Raw genomic sequence first — 20,693 nt, 5'->3', positions numbered from 1 at the left:
AAAGTCTGCGGCGCGCCGCGTGCGAGGGATAAAACGATGCGAGTTCTGGTACTTGGTAGTGGTGTAATCGGAACCGCCAGTGCCTACTATCTGGCCCGGCAAGGTTTCGAAGTCACGGTGGTCGACCGCCAGCCGGCGGTGGCCATGGAAACCAGCTTTGCCAACGCTGGCCAGATCTCGCCCGGCTATGCCTCGCCCTGGGCTGCCCCAGGCGTGCCGCTGAAGGCCATCAAGTGGCTGCTGGAGCGCCACGCCCCGCTGGCCATCAAGCTCACCGGCGACGTCGACCAGTACCTGTGGATGGCGCAGATGCTGCGCAACTGCACTGCCAGCCGCTATGCGGTGAACAAGGAGCGCATGGTGCGCCTGTCCGAGTACAGCCGTGACTGCCTCGACGAGCTGCGCGCCGAAACCGGCATCGCCTACGAAAACCGCAGCCTGGGTACCACCCAGCTGTTCCGTACCCAGGCTCAGGTGGATGCCGCGGCCAAGGACATTGCCGTGCTCGAGCAGTCCGGCGTGCCTTACGAGCTGCTCGACCGCGACGGCATCGCCCGCGTCGAACCGGCCCTGGCTGGGGTGAAAGACATCCTGGCCGGTGCCCTGCGCCTGCCCAACGACCAGACTGGCGACTGCCAGCTGTTCACTACCAAGCTGGCTGACATGGCGGTGAAGCTGGGCGTGGAGTTCCGCTTCGGCCAGGACATCCAGCGCCTGGACTTCGCGGGCGACCGCATCAACGGCGTGTGGATCGACGGCAAGTTGGAAACCGCCGACCGCTACGTGCTGGCGCTGGGCAGCTACTCGCCGCAGATGCTCAAGCCGCTGGGCATCAAGGCGCCGGTGTACCCGTTGAAAGGCTACTCGCTGACCGTGCCGATCACCAACGGCGACATGGCCCCGACTTCGACCATTCTCGACGAGACCTACAAGGTCGCGATCACTCGTTTCGACAACCGCATCCGTGTGGGCGGCATGGCTGAAATCGCCGGCTTTGACCTGTCGCTGAACCCGCGTCGGCGCGAAACGCTGGAGATGATCGTCAACGACCTTTATCCTCGCGGCGGTGACCTGAGCCAGGCCAGCTTCTGGACCGGCCTGCGCCCGGCGACCCCGGACGGTACCCCGATCGTTGGTGCCACAGCGTTCCGCAACCTGTTCCTGAACACCGGTCACGGTACGTTGGGCTGGACCATGGCGTGCGGTTCCGGTCGCCTGCTGGCCGACCTGATTGCGCGCAAGAAGCCGCAGATCAGTGCCGAAGGCCTGGACATTTCCCGTTATGGCAACAGCCCGGAAGTGGCCAAGCACGGGCAGGCTGCGCCGGCTCATCAGCAGTAAGTTCGCCTGTGCCGGCCCTTTCGCGGGCTCGCCCGCTCCCACAGGAACACCATAGCTGTTGAAAGCTGTGCAGTACCTGTGGGAGCGGGCAAGCCCGCGAAAAATCCAACACCGATTTCAACCCGAACCACCATAAGGCAGCCGCCATGCGTCCCGCCCGCGCCCTGATCGACCTCCAGGCCCTGCGCCACAACTACCGTCTGGCCCGTGAACTGACCGGTGCCAAAGCCCTCGCCGTGATCAAGGCCGATGCCTACGGCCATGGCGCCGTGCGCTGCGCCCTGGCCTTGGAGGCCGAAGCCGACGGCTTTGCCGTGGCCTGCATCGAAGAGGCACTGGAGCTGCGCGCCGCCGGTATCAAGGCCCCGGTGCTGCTGCTGGAAGGCTTCTTCGAAGCCAGCGAGTTGGCACTGATCGCCGAGCACGACCTGTGGTGCGTGGTGCACTCGCTGTGGCAGCTGGAAGCGATCGAACAGGCCCAGCTGCACAAGCCGCTCACCGTCTGGCTCAAGCTCGACAGCGGCATGCACCGCGTCGGCCTGCACCCCAAGGATTACCACGATGCCTACCGGCGCCTGCTGGCCAGCGGCAAGGTCGTGCGCATCGTGCTGATGAGCCACTTCGCCCGTGCCGACGAGCTGGATGCCGACGCCACCGCCCAGCAGATCGCCGTGTTCGATGCCGCCCGTCAGGGCCTGGCCGCCGAGTGCAGCCTGCGTAACTCGCCTGGTGTCCTGGGTTGGCCACAGGCGCCCAGCGACTGGGTGCGCCCAGGCCTGATGCTGTACGGCGCCACGCCGTTCGAAGTGGCCCAGGCTGAAGCCCAACGCCTGCAACCGGTGATGACCCTGCAATCGCGGGTGATCGGCATACGTGAGTTGCCTGCCGGCGAACCGGTGGGCTACGGCGCCAAGTTCGTCAGCCCACGGCCAACCCGCGTTGGCGTGGTCGCCATGGGCTATGCCGATGGCTACCCGCGGCAAGCGCCCAACGGCACCCCGGTGCTGGTCGCCGGCCAGCGCACCCAACTGATCGGCCGGGTGTCGATGGACATGCTCAGCATCGACCTGACCGACGTGCCGCACGCCACCGTCGGCAGCCCGGTCGAACTGTGGGGCAAGCAGGTGCTGGCCAGCGACGTGGCTGCCCACGCGGGCACCATTCCCTACCAGATCTTCTGCAACCTGAAGCGGGTACCGCGGGACTACTGCGGCGAATGACACGCTGAAGCGGACAGGTTGAGGGGCGGTGTGTTGTAAATACTGAACGGCATTGCCATGATATCGTTCACATCCACCCCCTTTCCCACCGTTTCAGGAGGCTCCAGCTTTGGACGTCGGCGAACGACTGCAAGCCATCCGCAAGCTCAAGGGCCTGTCCCAGCGTGAACTCGCCAAGCGTGCCGGCGTGACCAACAGCACTATCTCGATGATCGAGAAGAACAGCGTGAGCCCGTCGATCAGCTCGCTGCGCAAGGTGCTGAGCGGCATTCCCATGTCCATGGTCGAGTTCTTCTCGGTCGAGCTGGAACCTGAAAGCCCGACGCAGATCGTCTACAAGGCCCATGAGCTGATCGACATCTCGGACGGTGCGGTGACCATGAAGCTGGTCGGCAAGTCGCACCCCAACCGTGCCATCGCGTTTCTCACCGAGGTGTACCCACCGGGTGCCGATACCGGCGCGGAGATGCTCACCCATGACGGCGAAGAAACCGGCATCCTGCTCGAAGGCCGCTTGGAACTGGTGGTGGGCAATGAGATCTTCATCCTCGAAGAAGGCGACAGCTACTACTTCGAAAGCACCCGCCCGCACCGTTTCCGCAACCCGTTCGACCAGCCCGCGCGACTGATCAGTGCGGCGACGCCTTCAAACTTTTGATCCAGCGCAGTGCATTGATTCGGCAATACCCCTTTCCTGTGTAGGGTCGTTTCACGGCTTCCGGGTTCCCGCTATACTTTTCAACGCTCGCCGATCCGTGGCCGCGAGCGTGATTAGCCACCATGAGGGTGTTCGCGTGAACCAAATCAAGAAGATGCTGGCCGTACCAGCAGCCGTATTCGCCCTCTGGGCAATGAGCGCAACCGCTGCGACCAACGATGACATCGCCAAGCGCCTGGAGCCGGTAGGCCAGGTGTGCGTCCAGGGCCAGGAGTGCAAAGGCATGGAAGTGGCCGCCGCAGCGGGTGGCGGGGGGGCCAAGACACCGGATGACATCATCGCCAAGCACTGCAATGCCTGCCATGGCACGGGCTTGCTCGGTGCGCCGAAGATTGGCGATACCGCGGCGTGGAAGGAACGTGCCGACCACCAAGGCGGCCTGGATGGCATCCTGGCCAAGGCCATCACCGGCATCAATGCCATGCCACCGAAGGGTACCTGTGCGGACTGCTCGGATGAAGACCTGAAAGGGGCGATCAAGAAGATGTCCGGGCTGTGAGCCACAGCTGAATTGCATGAGGCCCGCCGTTGATGGCGGGCTTTGTTTTTTTGCTGCCTGTGCCGGCCCTATCGCCGGCAAGCCAGCTCCCACAGGATAGCCACAGCCTTCAAGCCTTGTGGTGTACCTGTGGGAGCCGGCTTGCCGGCGATAGGGCCGGCACAGGCAACCAACCCGCCAGCCCCATGTCCAACCCCTGAACCCATGGATGACTCAGGAGGCCCCAATGCACCTCTGCTCCATCGACCAGGCCGTCGAGCAAGTCCTGGCGCGCCTGCCAGCCCACATTCACATGGGCCTGCCGCTGGGCCTGGGCAAGCCTAACGCCTTCGTCAACGCCTTGTACGCCCGCGTACGCGACTTGCCCGAACGGCAACTGACCATCTACACCGCACTGTCCCTCGGCCGCCCACCACTGGGCGATGGCCTGCAGCGGCGCTTTCTCGAACCCTTCGTCGAACGCGTCTTCGCCGACTATGAAGAGCTCAGCTACCTCGCCGACCTGCGCAACGACAGCCTGCCGCCGAACATCCACGTCGAACAGTTCTTCATGCAGCCCGGCAGCCTGCTGCACAGCGCATCGGCCCAGCAGGACTACGTCAGCAGCAACTACAGCCACGCCGCACGTGACATCAACGCCAAGGGCCTGAACCTGATCGCCCAACTGGTGGCCGCCACGCCGGAGAGGCCCGTCCACCTGAGCCTGGCCTGCAACCCCGACATCACCCTCGACCTGCTGCCGATGATCGCCAAGCGCCGCGCCGCTGGCGAAACCATCCTCATGCTTGGCCAGGTGCACGCCGAACTACCTTACATGCCAGGCGACGCCGAGCTGCCCATCGATGCCTTCGACCTGCTGCTCGATGAGGCCGAGCAACGCCGGCTGTTTTCCACACCGAACATGCCGGTCAGCATCCAGGACCACTGCATCGGCCTGCACGCCAGCAGCCTGGTGCGTGATGGCGGCACCCTGCAGATTGGCATCGGCGCCATGGGGGATGCGGTCGCCTCCGCGCTGTTGGCGCGCCAGGACGACAACGTCGGCTACCGAGCCGTGCTCGATGCGCTGGATGTCGGCCCGTGGCAGGCGCTGATCGACCGGGAAGGGGGGCTGGGTACCTTCGCCCAGGGCCTGTACGGCTGCAGCGAGATGTTCGTCAACGGCTTGCTGGTGCTGGCCGAGGCGGGCCTGCTACGGCGCCCGGCGGATGAGCAGGGGGCGGTATTGCATGGCGGCTTTTTCCTCGGCCCCCAGGCGTTCTACCAACGCCTGCGCGACATGCCGCTGGAGCAGCGCGCACGGTTTGCCATGACCCGTATCAGCTTCGTCAACGAACTGTACGGGCAAGAGGCGCTAAAGCGCCGCCAGCGCCGCGATGCGCGTTTCATCAACACCGCGTTCGGGATGACCCTGCTTGGCGCCGGGGTGGCCGACCAGTTGGAGGATGGCCGGGTGCTCAGTGGCGTGGGTGGGCAGTACAACTTCGTCGCCCAGGGCCATGCCCTGGAGGGCGGGCGCTCGATCCTGCTGTTGCGCAGCTGGCGCGAGGCGGGCGGGGAGGTGACCTCGAACCTGTTGTGGAACTATGGCCACTGCACCATCCCCCGGCACCTGCGCGATATCGTGGTGACCGAGTACGGCATTGCCGACCTGCGCGGGCAAACCGACAGCGAGGTGATTGCGCGGTTGCTGGCGGTGTGTGATTCACGGTTCCAGCAGGGGCTGATCGAGCAGGCCAAGAGTGCCGGCAAACTGGCCAGGGACTTTCAGCTGGATGCGCGCTTTGCCGACAACACGCCGCAGCGGCTGGAGGCGATCAGGGCACAGCATGCGCGGTTGTTCCCGGAGTATCCGCTGGGGACCGACTTCACGGCTGAAGAGCGGGACTTGTTGCGGGCGCTGAACTGGTTGAAGAGCAAGTTCAAGCTGAGCGAGGTGCTGGAACTGGGCAAGGCTGCGCTGGATGCGCCGGGGCCGGAGGGGTATGAGCGGCATCTGGCGCGGATGGGGCTGGAGCAGCTGCAGGGGCTGAAGGAAGAGCTTTACCAGCGGCTGTTGCTGGCGGGGTTGGCGGCAACCAGATAGAGAGGGTTGAGGCCATTCGCGGGCACGCCCGCTCCCACAGGTACTGCACAGTTCTTAAGATCTGTGTTGGTCCTGTGGGAGCGGGCGTGCCCGCGAAGCAGGCGCCGCGATTACTCGATGAAAGTGACCACACCACCTTCCAGCGACTTCACCCGGGCTAGCGATTCAACGCGGTAGCCCTGGCTGTCCAGCTCGGCACGGCCGCCCTGGAACGACTTCTCGATGACGATGCCTAGGCCGGCCACGGTGGCGCCGGCTTGCTTGATGATCGAGATCAGCGCCTGCGACGCCTTGCCGTTGGCCAGGAAGTCGTCGATCACCAGCACGCGGTCGCTGCTGTTGAGGTGGCGCGGCGAGATGGCCACGGTGTTCTCGGTCTGCTTGGTGAAGGAGTACACCGAGGCGGTCAGCAGGTTCTCGGTCAGGGTCAGCGACTGGTGCTTGCGGGCGAAAATCACCGGCACGCCCAGCTTCAGGCCAGTCATCACCGCCGGGGCAATGCCCGAAGCTTCGATGGTGACGATCTTGGTCACGCCGGCACCTTCGAACAGGCGGGCGAACTCGTCACCGATCAATTGCATCAGCGCCGGGTCGATCTGGTGGTTGAGAAACGCGTCGACTTTGAGAACCTGGTCGGAAAGCACGATGCCTTCTTCGCGAATCTTCTGATGCAGTGCTTCCACTGTGATTTCCTCGATGAAACAAATGTGGCCGCTGGAGGCGGCAATATTAAAGAGTAATGGTTGATCAGCGTTTGAGCATTGCCCGGATATCGGCCAGGGCATTGTTGCCGCGTGCGGCCTTGACCTCGACCGGCGCATCGTCCAGGCCTTCCCAGGCCAGGTCGTCCGGTGGCAGTTCGTCGAGGAACCGGCTGGGCGTGCAGTCGATGATTTCACCGTACTGCTTGCGCTTGGCGGCGAAGGTGAAGGCCAGGGTCTGGCGTGCGCGGGTGATACCCACGTAGGCCAGGCGGCGTTCCTCTTCGATGGTGTCGGCCTCGATGCTGGAGCGGTGCGGGAGGATTTCCTCTTCCATGCCCATGATGAACACGTAGGGGAATTCCAGGCCCTTGGAGGCGTGCAGGGTCATCATCTGCACACCTTCGGCGTTCTCTTCTTCTTCCTGCTGGCGCTCGAGCATGTCGCGCAACACCAGCTTGCCGATCGCGTCCTCGATGGTCATGTCACCCTCTTCGTCCTTCTCGAGGGTGTTCTTCAGCGCTTCGACCAGGAACCAGACGTTGCTGATGCGGAACTCGGCCGCCTTGTCGCTGGCGGTCTGCTGGCGGATCCAGTTCTCGTAGTCGATGTCGCGGATCATCTCGTGCAGCGCGGCGATCGGGTCTTCCAGGGCGACCTTGTGGCGTACCCCGTCCAGCCAGTGCTTGAAGCGCTGCAAACGCTCGGTGTAGCGGGCATCAAGGTGTTCGCCCAAGCCCAGCTCCTCGCTGGCGGCGTACATCGAGATGCCACGCTCGGTGGCGTAGTTGCCGAGCTTTTCCAGGGTGGTGGAGCCGATCTCGCGGCGCGGTACGTTGATTACCCGCAGGTAGGCGTTGTCATCGTCCGGGTTCACCAGCAGGCGCAGGTAGGCCATCAGGTCCTTGACCTCCTGGCGGCCGAAGAAGCTGTTGCCGCCTGACAGGCGATACGGCACCTGGTGGTGCTGCAGCTTCAGTTCGATCAGCTTGGCCTGGTAGTTGCCACGGTAGAGGATGGCGAAGTCGCTGTACGGGCGGTTGGTGCGCAGGTGCAGGGTGAGGATTTCCATGGCCACGCGTTCGGCCTCGGCTTCCTCGTTCTTGCAGCGGATCACGCGGATCTCGTCGCCCACGCCCATCTCGCTCCACAGCTGCTTCTCGAACGCGTGCGGGTTGTTGGCGATCAGCACGTTGGCGCAGCGCAGGATGCGGCTGGTGGAGCGGTAGTTCTGCTCCAGCATGACCACTTTCAGGGAGGGGTAGTCCTCCTTGAGCAGCATCAGGTTCTCTGGACGGGCGCCGCGCCAGGCGTAGATCGACTGGTCGTCGTCGCCCACCACGGTGAACTGGTTGCGCATGCCGATCAGCATCTTCACCAGCAGGTACTGGCTGGCGTTGGTGTCCTGGTATTCGTCCACCAGCAGGTAGCGCACGCGGTTCTGCCAGCGTTCGAGCACATCGGGGTGCTCCTGGAACAGCTTGACCGGCAGCAGGATCAGGTCGTCGAAGTCCACTGCGTTGAACGCCTTGAGCGTGCGCTGGTAGTGGGTGTAGACGATGGCGGCGGTCTGCTCGCGCGGGTTGCGCGCATTTTCCAGGGCTTCTGGCGGCAGGATCAGGTCGTTCTTCCAGGCACCGATCATGTTCTTGATCTCGTCGATGCCGTCGTCGCCGGAATATTCCTTCTGCATGATGTCCGACAGCAGCGCCTTGATGTCGGACTCGTCGAAGATCGAGAAGCCCGGCTTGTAGCCCAGGCGCTCGTGTTCCTTGCGAATGATGTTCAGGCCCAGGTTGTGGAACGTGCACACCGTCAGGCCACGACCTTCCCCCGGACGCAGCAGGGTACCGACCCGTTCCTTCATCTCGCGTGCGGCCTTGTTGGTGAAGGTCATCGCCACGATGTACTGGGCACGGATACCGCAGTTCTGGATCAGGTGGGCAATCTTGCGCGTGATCACGCTGGTCTTGCCCGAGCCTGCACCGGCGAGCACCAAAAGAGGGCCGCCGACATAGTCACGGGCTTCCTGCTGCCGGGGATTGAGTCGGGACATGCTAGAAACCGGGGGTCGCCAGAAAATAGCCGCGCATTCTAACAGGCATGGGGCGGTTGTGGCGCGACCGTCTGACGTCTGAGTCAGACTTTTGTCCGTCCCACTATTAGTGCCACTAATCCTAGTAGCTGAAAAAATCATATTTGCCGGTTCGTCTCGTTTCGCGCAGGATGCACGACAAAATACGTCGGGATGCTACGCCCGTGAAAACATGTATAAAATTGAAAATCATTTTCATTAAATGCAGTAGCATACCTGGCAGTTATCGTTGCACCGTGAAGCCCTAAGGAGCCCGCTTGTCCACGCCTGTCGAACCATTGCGTTTGCTGCTGTTGGCCGATGAGCCGGAATGGGCCGCCTTGTTGCACGCGTGCATGCCTGCCCTGGGCGGCAGCGCCGTGCTGCTGACCGCGCCGAACTGGGAGGCGGTCGACAGCCTGTTCAGCCATGACCGCCATGCCGTGGTCCTGGCAACCCCGGCCCTGCAGCCGGTACCCGGGCGCTGCGAGCTGCCGACCATCCTGCTGCTCGACCGTGAGCCCGAGGTGGCGCCCAGCGCCGTCAGCGACTGGCTGGTGCGTGACCAGCTCAATACCGACAGCTTGCGCCGCTCGCTGCGCCATGTGCGCGAGCGCGGCGTGCTGGTGGCCACCTTGCAGCGCCTGGCCGAGCAGGACCCGCTGACCGGCATCGCCAACCGCCAAGGCTTCCAGGCTTTGTTGACCGCGCGCCTGGCCGAGAACGACGGCCGTGGCGTTGCCCTCGGCCACCTGGACCTGGACAACTTCCGCCATGTCAACGATGCCCTCGGCCACCAGAGCGGCGACCGCCTGATCCTGCAGGTGGTGGCGCGCCTGAAGCATCAGCTGGAGGCTGGCGACCAGCTGGCGCGCCTGGGCAGCGATGAGTTCGCCCTGCTGATCGACACCCGCCGCGACCCCAACCGCGCCGAATGGATTGCCGAACGCATCGTCGAGGCCCTGGCCGAACCCTACTGGATCGACGGCGAAAGCCTGCTGCTGGGTTGCAGCCTGGGCCTGGCCCATGCCCGTGCCCAGGGCGGCGCCGACCCGCTGATGTGGCACGCACACATCGCCATGCGCCAGGCCAAGGGCATCCAGGGCTGTACCTTCCATGTCTTCAATGAGCGCATCAACCGCAATGCCCGCAGCCTTGCCGACCTGGAAAGCGAGCTGCGCCGCGCCCTGCGCCGCGACGAGCTGGAGCTGCACTACCAGCCACGGCTGAACCTGGCCGACGGGCGCATCGTCGGCCTCGAGGCCCTGGTGCGCTGGCGTCATGCCGAGCGTGGCCTGTTGCCGCCCAGCGAGTTCGTGCCGCTGGCGGAGCAGAGCGGCCTGATCGTGCCGCTGGGCTACTGGGTGATTTCCCGGGCCCTGCGCGACATGCAGGTGCTGTGCGAGCGGGGGCTGGAGCCGCTGCATATGGCGGTCAACCTGAGTTTCCGCCAGTTCCAGGACAGCCAGTTGCTGGCCACCTTGAGCCGCCTGATCCTCGAGCACGGCGTGGATGCCCGCTGGCTGGAGTTCGAACTGACCGAAACGGCGGTGATGCGCCGCAACGAGCTGGTGCGCCAGACCATGGATGCACTGGGCCGGTTGGGCGTGCGCTTCTCGCTCGATGACTTTGGCACCGGGTTTTCTTCGTTCGTGCACCTCAACAGCCTGCCGATCACCTTGCTCAAGGTGGACCGCAGCTTCGTTGCGGAAATGGAAATGCGCGAAGAGAACCGCAAGCTGGTGCACGCCATGATCAACCTGGCGCACAACCTCAACCTCGAAGTGGTGGCTGAAGGGGTGGAGAGTGAAGAACAGCTGGACCTGTTGCGTGGGTTTGGTTGTGACCAGGTGCAGGGGTTTCTGGTCAGCAAGCCGTTGCCAGTGGAGGAGTTGATCGATTTTTTGCTGAAGGTGCCTGGCCGTCAGTTGGGTGCTGTCCTTTAAGGCCCTTTCGCGGGTAAACCCGCTCCCACAGGGTTGCGCGGTCCCTGTGGGAGCGGGTTTACCCGCGAAGAGGCCCTGACGTCAGGCCGAAGCAGCAGCCCCTGCACGAACCTCAGCCTTCACAAGCAACCGCTTCATCCGCCACTCAAAGCCAAAGGTCAGCGCCACCGCCGCACATGCCAGCCCCAACGCCAACCCCCACCAGATCCCGACCGCCCCACCGCCCAGATTGAACGCGAACAGCCAGGCACTCGGTGCCCCCACCAGCCAATAGCAGCACAGCCCGATCAGAAAGGTGGTCTTGGCATCCTTCAGCCCACGGATAGAGCCCATCGCGATGGTCTGCATGCCATCGAACAACTCGAACCAGGCGGCCACCATCACCAGTTGCACCGCCAGTTGGTAGATGGCTGCAAAGCCTGGGTCATTCCGGTCGATGAACAGCCCCACCAGCGCATCGGGCAGCAGCCAGAACAGAGCGGCGAAGGCAAACATGATCATTGCCCCGAAGCCGATGCCCACCCGCCCGGCGCTGCGCGCAGCCAGCAGGTTGCCAGCGCCGTAGTACAAGCCCACGCGCATGGTCACCGCATACGACAAGCCGGTGGGCACCATGAACGCCGTGGAGACGATCTGCAGGGCAATCTGATGCGCCGCCAGCTCGGTGCTGCCCAGCACGCCCATGCACAGCGCGGCGAAGGCGAACAGGCCCACTTCCACCATATAGGTGCCGCCAATCGGCAGGCCCAGCCGCCACAGCTCGCGCAGTGCTGGCAGTGACGGGCGCGACAGGCCCTTGCGCAGCGGGTAGGCGGCATAGGCCGAGTGCCAGCGGATATACAGCGCCAGGGCGATGGCCATGCCCATCGACACCACTGCGGTGACCAGGCCAATGCCCATCAGGCCCAGCTTGGGCAGGCCGAACATGCCCTCGATCAGCGCCACGTTGAACAGGTAGTTGAGCACCGTGCCGACCAGGCTGATGACCATCACCGGGGTCGAGCGACCCAGCGCGCTGGTGAAGCCGCGCAGGGCCATGAAGGTCAGGTAGCCGGGCAGGGCCAGCGGCAGCAGGGTGAGGAATTCGGCAGCCGAGGCCACGTTCTCGGGCTTTTGCCCGAACAGCAGCAGTACCGGTTCAAGGTTCCACAGCACCAGTGCAGCGAACAGCGCCAGGCCCCAGGCCAGCCAGAGGCCACTCTGCGCCAGGCGCGTGGCCCCCTCGATGTCGTTGGCGCCCTTGCGAATCGCCACCAGGGTGCCGACTGCGGCGATCACACCCAGGCAGAAAATCGACACGAACGAGTAGCTCGCCGCACCCAGGCCACCACCGGCCAGGGCCTGCGGGCTGATGCGGGCCATCATCAGGGTGTCGGTCAGCACCATCAGCATGTGCGCCAACTGCGAGGCGATCAGCGGCCCGGCCAGGCGCAGCAAAGCCTTGAGTTCTGTGGTGGGCGCGACGTGCATGGGGGTGTCCTTTTCCTGGGGTGATGACCGAAGCGCGATTCTGAGGCTTCGGTCAACTTTGCACAAAAGGATAAAAGCGATAGTTGGCATGAGTTGAACTCATGCATATATGCTCCTCGGTGATTCACTTTTCACGCCCATATTGCAGGTGCCTCATGTCACGCCAGCTACCACCGCTGTATGCCCTGCGCGCATTCGAAGCTGCCGCACGGCTTAGCTCCTTCACCCGTGCTGGCGAAGAGCTGTCGATCACCCAAAGCGCCGTCAGCCGGCATATCCGCACACTGGAAGAGCATTTTGCCTGCCGCCTGTTCGTGCGCAGTGGCCGCAGCCTGCAACTGACCGAAGCAGGGCGGGTGCTGCTGCCGGGTGTGCGTGAAGGCTTCGCCGCGTTCGAGCGGGCCTGCGAAACCTTGTGTGGCGAAGATGACATCCTGCGCATGAAAGCCCCCTCGACCCTGACCATGCGCTGGTTGCTGGCGTGTCTTAGCCGTTTTCGCCACCTGCAGCCGGGCAATGAAGTGCAACTGACCAGTGCCTGGATGGATGTCGACCATGTGGACTTCAACCAGGAGCCATTCGATTGTGCGGTGTTGCTCAGCGACGGGGTGTTCCCGGCGGATTGGGAGGTGCGCAAGCTGTTTCCGGAGTTGCTGATCCCGGTCGGTGCGCCAGACCTGCTCGACGAAGAGCCCTGGGACGTGCGCCGGCTGGCCGGTATCGAGCTGCTGCACCCCACGGTGGACAAGCGTGACTGGCGCGAATGGCTGGAGCGCATGGGCCTGCGCGACAAGGTATCGCTCAAGGGCGGGCAAGTGTTCGACACCCTGGAACTGGGCATGATTGCCGCGGCGCGTGGCTACGGGATATCCATGGGCGACTTGTTGATGGTGGCAGAGGATGTGGCGCAGAAGCGCTTGAGCCTGCCCTGGCCGACGGCGGTGCCCAGCGGCATGGATTATTACCTGGTATGGCCACGCACCCGGCGTGGGGGCGAGCGGTTGCGGCGCTTGAGTGCGTTTCTGCAGCAGGAGGTGGCGGCGATGGATTTGCCCGATGTGGAAATCCTGCCGCCCCTTTGATCGCCTGCACCGGCCTCTTCGCGGGCTCGCCCGCTCCCACAGGTTTGAGCGCTACTGACTGTGCTGCCTGTCCTGGCCTCATCGCCGGCAAGCCAGCTCCCACAGGGGGCTGCACCTGCCTCAGGCTTGATGTGATCCTGTGGGAGCTGGCTTGCCGGCGATAGGGGCGCAAAGCGGCCCCGGCGATCTGTAGCCTTACATCGAACCCAGGTTCAGCGCCTGCGCACAAGCCTGCAGCGAGCGGCGCTCGCTCTGCGCATACAGTGCCAGCTCATCCTGCACCTGTAGCCCCAACGCCGCTTCAAAGGCATCGCGGTTGGCGTTGCTGCCGTACTCGGCCTGCGCATCGTCACCCAGGTTGGACTGGAAGATCCCCGCCGCACTCACCGGCAGGAAGTCCTCGTATACCAGCGCCTCGAAGTGCACATGGCCGGCCTCGATCAAGCCCTCCAGAGTAGTCGGGCGGCCGTCCTGGTCGCGCGCGGCCAGGCCCTTCTCGGTGGCGAAGTAGCGGAAGTATGCCAGGCCCTGTTCACGCATCTGCGCCAGGTCGTCCGGGAATTCGGCAAAGGTGTCCTTCAGCAGCGCCATGTAGCGCTCGGCGTTGGCCTCGGCCGGTGCACCACCCAGGGCGGCGCGGGTGGCGTCGAGCAGTTTGTCGTACAGCTGGCGACCCTTCGGCGTCAGCGCCGCGCCGCGTTGTTCGATCTCGCCAAAACGCGCGGTGTGGCTGCCTTCGCTGCCCTGCTGGTCGCTGAAGGCGACCTTTTCCTGCAGGGCCTTGAAGCTGGTCTGGCGCAGCAGGATCGGGTGGCGGCGGGTGGGCGGGCCTTCGACCACGGCCTTTGGCGGAATACCCTTGGCCGGCATGCCAACCTGGATCGCATCGATGTCCAGCGTTCGCGGGGTCAGGTGGTTGATGTGCGGGCCCTTGAAGGCCACTACGTCGGCGATCAGGCGATGCTGGTCGTGCAGTTGCTGGTACTGCTCGGCAGTGACGGTGGCGTCATGGTGCCAACGGAAGGTGTGCAGCGCTTCCTGCACGAACGCCTGGGCATCCGCGGCGTTCAGGCCGCCATCGCGTTCGCACTGGGCGATCAGTTCGAGGGCACGGGTGGTGAAGATCTGGCGTTTGGCCAGGATGCTCTGCGCCAGTTCGCGCAGTTGCGGGTTGTCGATCAGCTCCAGGCGCAGCAGCGAGGTGAACACACGGAACGGGCTGACGTGCAGGGATTGCTCGTGCACGGCGCGGAAGGCGGTGGAGTGCACTGGTACGCCGGCGGAGCTGAGGTCGTAGTAGCCAACCGGCTGCATGCCCATTACCGCGAACAGGCGGGCGATGGTGGCCAGTTCTGCTGCGCTACCGACGCGGATGGCACCGTGGCGCTCTTGGTCCAGGCGCTCGATTTCGCCGGTCCAGCGCAGGGCCTGGGCGACCTCGGGTTGCTGGGCCATGACCTGCTGGTTGATTTCGCTCACCAGCTCCAGCAGCGTGCCGTACAGCGGCACTTCCTGTTTGTACATGAGCGACATGGCGGCAGAGAACTGCGCGCGAATGCTGTCGGGGCTGACGAAATCGTGGGCGGGCATCGCTAGCTTCCTGGTTGGGTTCGGACGCTTACATGAAAGCTGGGAATGCACTTGGCTCACAAGCGAAAAAAAGTGGCTCAGTCATTCCATTTTTGATCGACCTCCAGGGCCCTATCGCCGGCAAGCCAGCTCCCACAGGGACCGCACAATGCCTGAGCCTTGTGCCATACCCTGTAGGAGCGGGCTTGCCCGCGAAGAGGCCCTCAAGCCGATAGCTGCTCGCCAATCCACTCCACCAACGCCCGCACCTTGGGCACCTCCGCCGCATGCTCGGCATATGCCAGGTAATGCGCCCCGGCACTGCGCATCGCATGATTCCACGGCACTACCAAACTCCCTTCCGCCAATTCCTTCGCCGCCAGGTAGCGTGGTACCAACGCCACCCCGCACCCAGCCTGCGCCGCGCTCAGCGCCATATAGAACGTATCGAAGCGCGGCCCATGGTAGGCGCTGACGCTCTGCAGGTCCTGCTCCAGAAACCACTCATGCCAGGCCTCCGGTCGCGAGGTGCTTTGCAGCAGCACCAGGTCGGCCAGCTCCCCGGCATCGCTCGGTTCACGCCCGGCCAGCAGCTCCGGCGCACACACCGGCACCACTTCTTCGCGGAACAGTTCCACGCAGGTAGCCCCCGGCCAGGTGCCCTGGCCATAGAAGAACACTACATCCGCCGACCCCTGCAGCAGGGCGAACGGCTCCATCTCGTTGCGGATATCCAAGTGGATGTTGGTGTGGCGCTTGCCAAAGCCTTTGAGATGCGGGATCAACCAGCGCACGCCAAAACTCGGTTGAGTGGCTACCTTCAATATCTCGGTCTGCTCGCCGTAGGTGAGGACGTAGCGGCTGGACATATCCACCTGGGTGAGGATCTTGTTCACCTCGGCCAGGTACAGGCTGCCGGCCGGGGTCAGCTGCAGCCGCCGGCGAATGCGCAGGAACAGGTGATGGCGCAGCATGTCTTCAAGCTGCGCCACTTGCTTGCTGACCGCGCTCTGGGTCAGGTGCAGCTCTTCGGCGGCACGGGTAAAGCTCAAATGGCGGGCTGCAGCTTCAAAGCACTGCAGGGCGGTCATGGAGGGCACCAGGCGTTTGGACATAGCGGTCTCTGCGGCTCGAATCATTACCTGACGGAATGATATGCGGAATAAAGGTCGTTTGTTGCACCGGTGTGATCGGATTAATACTGATCCACATCATTTTTCCACCCCATCACCCGATGTAGGAGAAGCACAAATGGTTGCTGGATTGCTCGAGCGCCTTGGCGTTGCCGCCGAGGCTTACACCCAGGGCGACTACCCTGTTCACACGCCGATCGACGGCAGCCAGATCGCCTCGGTGAAACTGCTCGGCAAGGCCGAGACCATCGCCCGCATCGATCAGGCCCAGCGCGCCTTCGAAGCCTGGCGCAGTGTGCCGGCCCCGCGCCGTGGCGAACTGGTACGCCTGTTCGGCGAAGTGCTGCGTGAGCACAAGGCCGACCTCGGCGAGCTGGTGTCGATCGAAGCCGGCAAGATCACCCAGGAAGGCCTGGGCGAAGTGCAGGAAATGATCGACATCTGCGACTTCGCCGTTGGCCTGTCGCGCCAGCTGTACGGCCTGACCATTGCCTCCGAGCGCCCTGGCCACCACATGCGTGAAACCTGGCATCCATTGGGTGTGGTCGGCGTGATCAGCGCCTTCAACTTCCCGGTCGCCGTGTGGGCCTGGAACACCGCCCTGGCCCTGGTGGCTGGTAACTCGGTGGTGTGGAAGCCTTCTGAAAAGACCCCGCTGACCGCCCTGGCCTGCCAGGCACTGTTCGAAAAAGCCCTGAAAGCCTTCGGCGATGCCCCGGCTGGCCTGGCACAACTGGTGATCGGCGGCCGTGAAGCCGGCGAAGCCATGGTCGACGACCCGCGCGTACCGCTGGTCAGCGCCACCGGCAGCACCCGCATGGGGCGTGAAGTCGGCCCACGCGTGGCTGCCCGCTTCGGTCGCAGCATTCTTGAACTGGGCGGTAACAACGCCATGATCCTGGCGCCGAGCGCAGACCTGGACCTGGCCGTGCGCGGCATCCTGTTCTCCGCGGTCGGCACTGCCGGCCAGCGTTGCACCACCCTGCGCCGCCTGATCGTGCACCGCTCGATCAAGGACGAAGTGGTTGCCCGGGTCAAAGCCGCCTACGGCAAGGTGCGCATCGGCGACCCGCGCAAGGACAACCTAGTTGGCCCGCTGATCGACAAGCAGTCGTTCGACGCCATGCAGGGCGCGTTGGCCAAGGCCCGCGACGAAGGTGGCCAGGTATTTGGTGGCGAGCGTCAGCTGGCCGACCAGTACCCGAACGCCTACTACGTATCGCCTGCCATTGCCGAAATGCCAGCGCAGAGCGATGTGGTGCGCCACGAAACCTTCGCCCCGATCCTCTACGTGCTGGCCTACGACGACTTCGAAGAGGCCCTGCGCCTGAACAACGAAGTGCCACAAGGCCTGTCGTCGTGCATCTTCACCACCGACATCCGTGAGGCCGAGCGCTTCCAGAGCGCCTCGGGTAGCGACTGCGGCATCGCCAACGTCAACATCGGCACCAGCGGCGCCGAGATCGGCGGTGCGTTCGGTGGCGAGAAAGAGACTGGCGGTGGTCGTGAGTCTGGTTCGGATGCCTGGAAAGGCTACATGCGTCGCCAGACCAACACCGTGAACTACTCGCGCGAGCTGCCGCTGGCGCAGGGTATCGTGTTCGACTGATGGATTGATGCTGCATGGCCGGGGGCCTCGCCCCCGGTTCGCGGGCAAGCCCGCTCCTACAGGGATCGGTGCCATTTGTGCGATCCCTGTAGGAGCGGGCTTGCCCGCGAATGGGCTGCAAAGCAGCCCCAACAAGAACAAATTGCTGGAGCCGGGCCATGTCCGAACTGCGTCAACAATGCTTGTGGGAATTCGTCAGCAAACCGAGCGTCGCCGCCCAGGCCCTGGCCGGTGAGCACAAGGCCGATGTCTGCGTGATCGGTGGCGGCATTACCGGCCTCTCGGCGGCCATCCACCTGCTCGAACAGGGCAAGTCGGTGATCCTGCTGGAGGCGTGGAAGATCGGCCACGGTGGCTCCGGACGCAACGTCGGCCTGGTCAACGCCGGCACCTGGATCCGCCCCGACGACGTCGAGGTCACCCTCGGCCAGAAGCAGGGCAGCCGCCTGAACAAGGTACTCGGCGAAGCCCCGGGCGAAGTGTTCGCCATGATCGAGCGTCTTGGCATCGACTGCCAGGCCCAGCACAAAGGCACGTTGCACATGGCGCACAACGCCACCGGCATCGCCGACCTTGAAGCCCGCCACGAGCAATGGCGCCGCCGCGGTGCCGACGTCGAGCTGCTGACCGGCGCCCAGTGCCAGGAATACTGCGGTACCAACAAGATTTCCGCCGCGCTGCTCGACCGCCGCGCCGGCACCATCAACCCGATGGGCTATACCCAAGGCCTGGCTGCTGCCGTGGTGCGCCTGGGTGGCAAGCTGTTCCAGCAGTCCTCGGTCGAAGGCCTGGAGCGTGACGGCGATGCCTGGCGGGTGAACACCGCGCGCGGCTCGGTGCGCGCCGACAAGGTGGTGATTTCCACCGGCGCCTACACCGAAGGTGACTGGAGCAACCTGCAGAAGCAGTTCTTCCGCGGTTACTACTACCAGGTGGCGTCCAAACCGTTGCAAGGCGCGGCTGCCGACAAGGTACTCCCACACGGCCAGGGCTCGTGGGATACCCGCACCGTACTCAGCAGCATCCGTCGCGACGATCAGGGCCGCCTGCTACTCGGCAGCCTGGGCCGGGTCGACAACAAGCCGGCATGGTTCGTGCGCAGCTGGGCCGACCGGATCCAGAGCCATTACTACCCCGAGCTGGGCAAGGTTGAGTGGGAAATGCACTGGACCGGCTGCATCGACTTCACCCCCGACCACCTGATGCGCCTGTTCGAACCGGCACCGGGGTTGGTGGCCGTGACCGGGTACAACGGCCGGGGCAATACCACCGGTACCGTGATTGGCCGGGCGTTTGCCGAGTTTCTGCTGAAGGGCGAGGCGGATAGCCTGCCGATTCCGTTCTCGCCGATGAGCGGCGTGAGTGCGCCTTCGCTGCGCACCGCGTTCTACGAGTCCGGGTTCTCGCTGTATCACGCGGGGCAATGCTTGAGGGTTGTGTTGTAAGCACTGGCCCTATCGCCGGCAAGCCAGCTCCCACATTGACCGCATCGGCCTCAAGCCTTGCGCAGTACCTGTGGGAGCTGGCTTGCCGGCGATAGGGCCAGTACAGGCCTACTTGTGCAACCAGCTAAGGAAGCCGCCCTTCTTGATCAGGGCGGGCTTTTGCAGCAACAACGACTCCCGGCTCTGCCGCCGGAACCGCTGCAACTTGTTCAATGCGGTCTGCACCTCGCCGCGCTGCACCAGGCAGCTCTTCACCTGTTCCTTGTCGATCCTGTACAGCACGCAACCGGTCAGCGTACGGAACTCGGCAAACGAGTCATCCTCATCGATAATCCCCTCGATTCCCAGCACCTCCCCCGGCCCCATGCGCCCGGCCTCGACCAGCTTGTCGCCATCGCGGATCGACGCCGAAACCACGCCGCTGCCAATCACCAGCAGATGATCGGAATGCTCGCCCACGCCCAGGATCACCTGGTCCGCCAGGTATTCCACCGCGGTCATGCGCTGGCTCAGTGCATCGCGCTCTTCACCGCCCAGCGAGCGGAACACCCGCACCTCGTCCAGCACCTCGCGCTGGCGGCTGCGCGGCGGCAGCGCTAGGTCCACGTTCCACATCACTCCGCTTGCCTCCAGGTGCCGGTGCGCCAGGTCGAACAGCTGGTTGCGCGCGTCGCCCTTGGCGCCTGCGTCGGCCACGAAACCGCTGGCCTCGTACTCCACGGACTCCAGTGTCGAAGCCTTCACCGTCACCTTCGGTTTTGGCGTGGCAAGAATGGCACTGACGCCCTGCAAGGCCTTTTCCAGCGCATCGAACACCCGCTTGGGCCGCACCTTGGCCGGCACCACCACGCTGATCGACACCCCGTGCACATCGGCCGGGCGGCTGTGGTTGAGCAGCCGCGCCTTGGCCGCCACCGAGTTGGGGATCACCGCCAGGCTGCCGTTGCCGGTCAGCAGGCGCGTGGCGCGCCAGTCGATATCCAGCACTTTGCCCTCGGTCCCGTCGATGGAGATCGAATCGCCGATCTGATAGGGCCGCGTGGTATTCAGCACGATGCCGCTGAACACGTCGGCCAAGGTGCTCTGCAGTGCCAGGCCGATGACGATGGCCATCACCCCGGAGGTGGCCAGCAGGCCCTTCACCGGCAGTTGCAGTACATAGCCTGCGGCGGCGACCACGGCAGCCAGGAAGATCAGCGCCCCCAGCACATCCTGCAGCAACCGCCCGCCATGGCTGCCACGGGCCACCAGCAGCAGGCCGAACACCACCGTGACCGTGCGCGCGCCGAACAGCCACCAGCCGATCGCCAACACCGTGGCCATCAGGTTGCGCGAAACATCGTCCGCCCAGGGTGGCGGTTGCAGCGGGCTCATGCCGGCGGCCACCAGCACCGAGCTGAACAGCAGGAAGATCACCAGCCGCGTGCCGATGCGCCAGGCCCGGCGCTGGATCGGGATGATTTGCCAGAGCACGAGGTCGAGCAGGATCAGGGCGGTACCGAGCGACAACGGGGATGACTGGATGAACGCCAGCATGGTGGTCTCGGGGGTGAGGGGAGGGCTGTGGATAGTAATAGAGCAGGTTGGTCGGGCAGGCAATGGAGCCTGTGCCGGCCTCTTCGCGGGCAAGCCCGCTCGTAATGCCGAGTAACTTGATGGATGGCTTCGGTAGGTGGCCATCGTTGACTTGATCCAGGAGTGTTGTTAGCGTTTCACCTGAGCGCGAAACCAGCTGCCATTCAGCGGCAATAGCTGGCGTAGGAACCCCGTCGATGGCTGAATCATCAGCGTCGGGTGAGA

Annotated in this window: 15 protein-coding genes; 9 read left to right on the top strand and 6 right to left on the bottom strand. The window is 64.3% G+C overall.

The window, feature by feature from the left end; all coding sequences use genetic code 11:
- The first annotated feature begins 36 nt into the window (after positions 1-36).
- From dadA to TZ03_RS05640, 5 genes are all read left to right on the top strand, one after another.
- Entirely contained in the window at positions 37-1,341 is a 1,305-nt protein-coding gene (gene dadA / locus TZ03_RS05660) for a D-amino acid dehydrogenase (RefSeq protein ID WP_051096380.1), read from the top strand.
- 146 nt (positions 1,342-1,487) lie between these two features.
- A complete protein-coding gene (gene alr / locus TZ03_RS05655; protein WP_051096378.1) occupies positions 1,488-2,561 on the top strand; it encodes an alanine racemase in 1,074 nt (357 codons plus the stop codon).
- Positions 2,562-2,670: 109 nt separating this feature from the next.
- Positions 2,671-3,219 (top strand): cupin domain-containing protein, encoded by a 549-nt coding sequence (locus tag TZ03_RS05650; protein ID WP_012274808.1) that lies wholly within the window; start codon positions 2,671-2,673, stop codon positions 3,217-3,219.
- A 154-nt stretch (positions 3,220-3,373) separates the two neighbouring features.
- Positions 3,374-3,778 carry a c-type cytochrome gene (locus TZ03_RS05645; RefSeq protein ID WP_051096549.1) on the top strand — a complete coding sequence of 135 codons (405 nt, stop codon included), beginning with the start codon at positions 3,374-3,376 and terminating at the stop codon, positions 3,776-3,778.
- A 226-nt stretch (positions 3,779-4,004) separates the two neighbouring features.
- Positions 4,005-5,864 (top strand): acetyl-CoA hydrolase/transferase C-terminal domain-containing protein, encoded by a 1,860-nt coding sequence (locus TZ03_RS05640; protein WP_051096376.1) that lies wholly within the window; start codon positions 4,005-4,007, stop codon positions 5,862-5,864.
- Positions 5,865-5,974: 110 nt separating this feature from the next.
- Here the strand turns inward: TZ03_RS05640 and TZ03_RS05635 are convergent, their stop codons facing one another.
- Both TZ03_RS05635 and rep read right to left on the bottom strand, forming a co-directional pair.
- The gene (locus tag TZ03_RS05635; RefSeq protein ID WP_051096374.1) at positions 5,975-6,547 is read right to left on the bottom strand and encodes a xanthine phosphoribosyltransferase; all 573 of its coding nucleotides are present in this window, start codon (positions 6,545-6,547) and stop codon (positions 5,975-5,977) included.
- Positions 6,548-6,611: 64 nt separating this feature from the next.
- Positions 6,612-8,621 (bottom strand): DNA helicase Rep, encoded by a 2,010-nt coding sequence (gene rep / locus TZ03_RS05630; RefSeq protein WP_051096372.1) that lies wholly within the window; start codon positions 8,619-8,621, stop codon positions 6,612-6,614.
- Positions 8,622-8,917: 296 nt separating this feature from the next.
- Between rep and TZ03_RS05625 the strand changes: the two genes are divergently transcribed.
- A complete protein-coding gene (locus TZ03_RS05625; RefSeq protein WP_051096370.1) occupies positions 8,918-10,585 on the top strand; it encodes a putative bifunctional diguanylate cyclase/phosphodiesterase in 1,668 nt (555 codons plus the stop codon).
- Positions 10,586-10,666: 81 nt separating this feature from the next.
- Here TZ03_RS05625 and TZ03_RS05620 read toward each other — a convergent pair whose 3' ends face one another.
- Positions 10,667-12,055 carry a NorM family multidrug efflux MATE transporter gene (locus TZ03_RS05620; protein ID WP_051096367.1) on the bottom strand — a complete coding sequence of 463 codons (1,389 nt, stop codon included), beginning with the start codon at positions 12,053-12,055 and terminating at the stop codon, positions 10,667-10,669.
- A 155-nt stretch (positions 12,056-12,210) separates the two neighbouring features.
- On the opposite strand from TZ03_RS05620, the gene TZ03_RS05615 reads away from it, so the two are divergent.
- A complete protein-coding gene (locus TZ03_RS05615) occupies positions 12,211-13,137 on the top strand; it encodes a LysR substrate-binding domain-containing protein (protein WP_051096365.1) in 927 nt (308 codons plus the stop codon).
- Positions 13,138-13,332: 195 nt separating this feature from the next.
- Here TZ03_RS05615 and TZ03_RS05610 read toward each other — a convergent pair whose 3' ends face one another.
- Together TZ03_RS05610 and TZ03_RS05605 are read right to left on the bottom strand one after the other, a co-directional pair.
- Positions 13,333-14,727: a VOC family protein gene (locus tag TZ03_RS05610; RefSeq protein WP_051096363.1), complete on the bottom strand. Its 1,395-nt coding sequence runs from the start codon at positions 14,725-14,727 to the stop codon at positions 13,333-13,335.
- Positions 14,728-14,930: 203 nt separating this feature from the next.
- Positions 14,931-15,821, bottom strand: a complete 891-nt coding sequence (locus TZ03_RS05605) for a LysR family transcriptional regulator (protein WP_051096361.1) — start codon at positions 15,819-15,821, stop codon at positions 14,931-14,933.
- 136 nt (positions 15,822-15,957) lie between these two features.
- Here TZ03_RS05605 and TZ03_RS05600 point away from each other — a divergent pair, with 136 nt between their 5' ends.
- On the top strand, positions 15,958-17,448 hold the full coding sequence (locus TZ03_RS05600) for an aldehyde dehydrogenase family protein (RefSeq protein ID WP_051096360.1): 1,491 nt from the start codon (positions 15,958-15,960) through the stop codon (positions 17,446-17,448).
- A 158-nt stretch (positions 17,449-17,606) separates the two neighbouring features.
- Positions 17,607-18,893 (top strand): NAD(P)/FAD-dependent oxidoreductase, encoded by a 1,287-nt coding sequence (locus TZ03_RS05595; RefSeq protein WP_051096358.1) that lies wholly within the window; start codon positions 17,607-17,609, stop codon positions 18,891-18,893.
- 108 nt (positions 18,894-19,001) lie between these two features.
- Here the strand turns inward: TZ03_RS05595 and TZ03_RS05590 are convergent, their stop codons facing one another.
- A complete protein-coding gene (locus TZ03_RS05590) occupies positions 19,002-20,429 on the bottom strand; it encodes a mechanosensitive ion channel family protein (protein WP_051096356.1) in 1,428 nt (475 codons plus the stop codon).
- Positions 20,430-20,693 lie beyond the last annotated feature (264 nt).

It is taken from the genome of Pseudomonas sp. 10-1B (assembly GCF_000935045.1).
Lineage (GTDB): Bacteria > Pseudomonadota > Gammaproteobacteria > Pseudomonadales > Pseudomonadaceae > Aquipseudomonas.
Note: the sequence above shows the minus strand (reverse complement) of the source record. Positions and strands in the feature narration are given on the sequence as shown.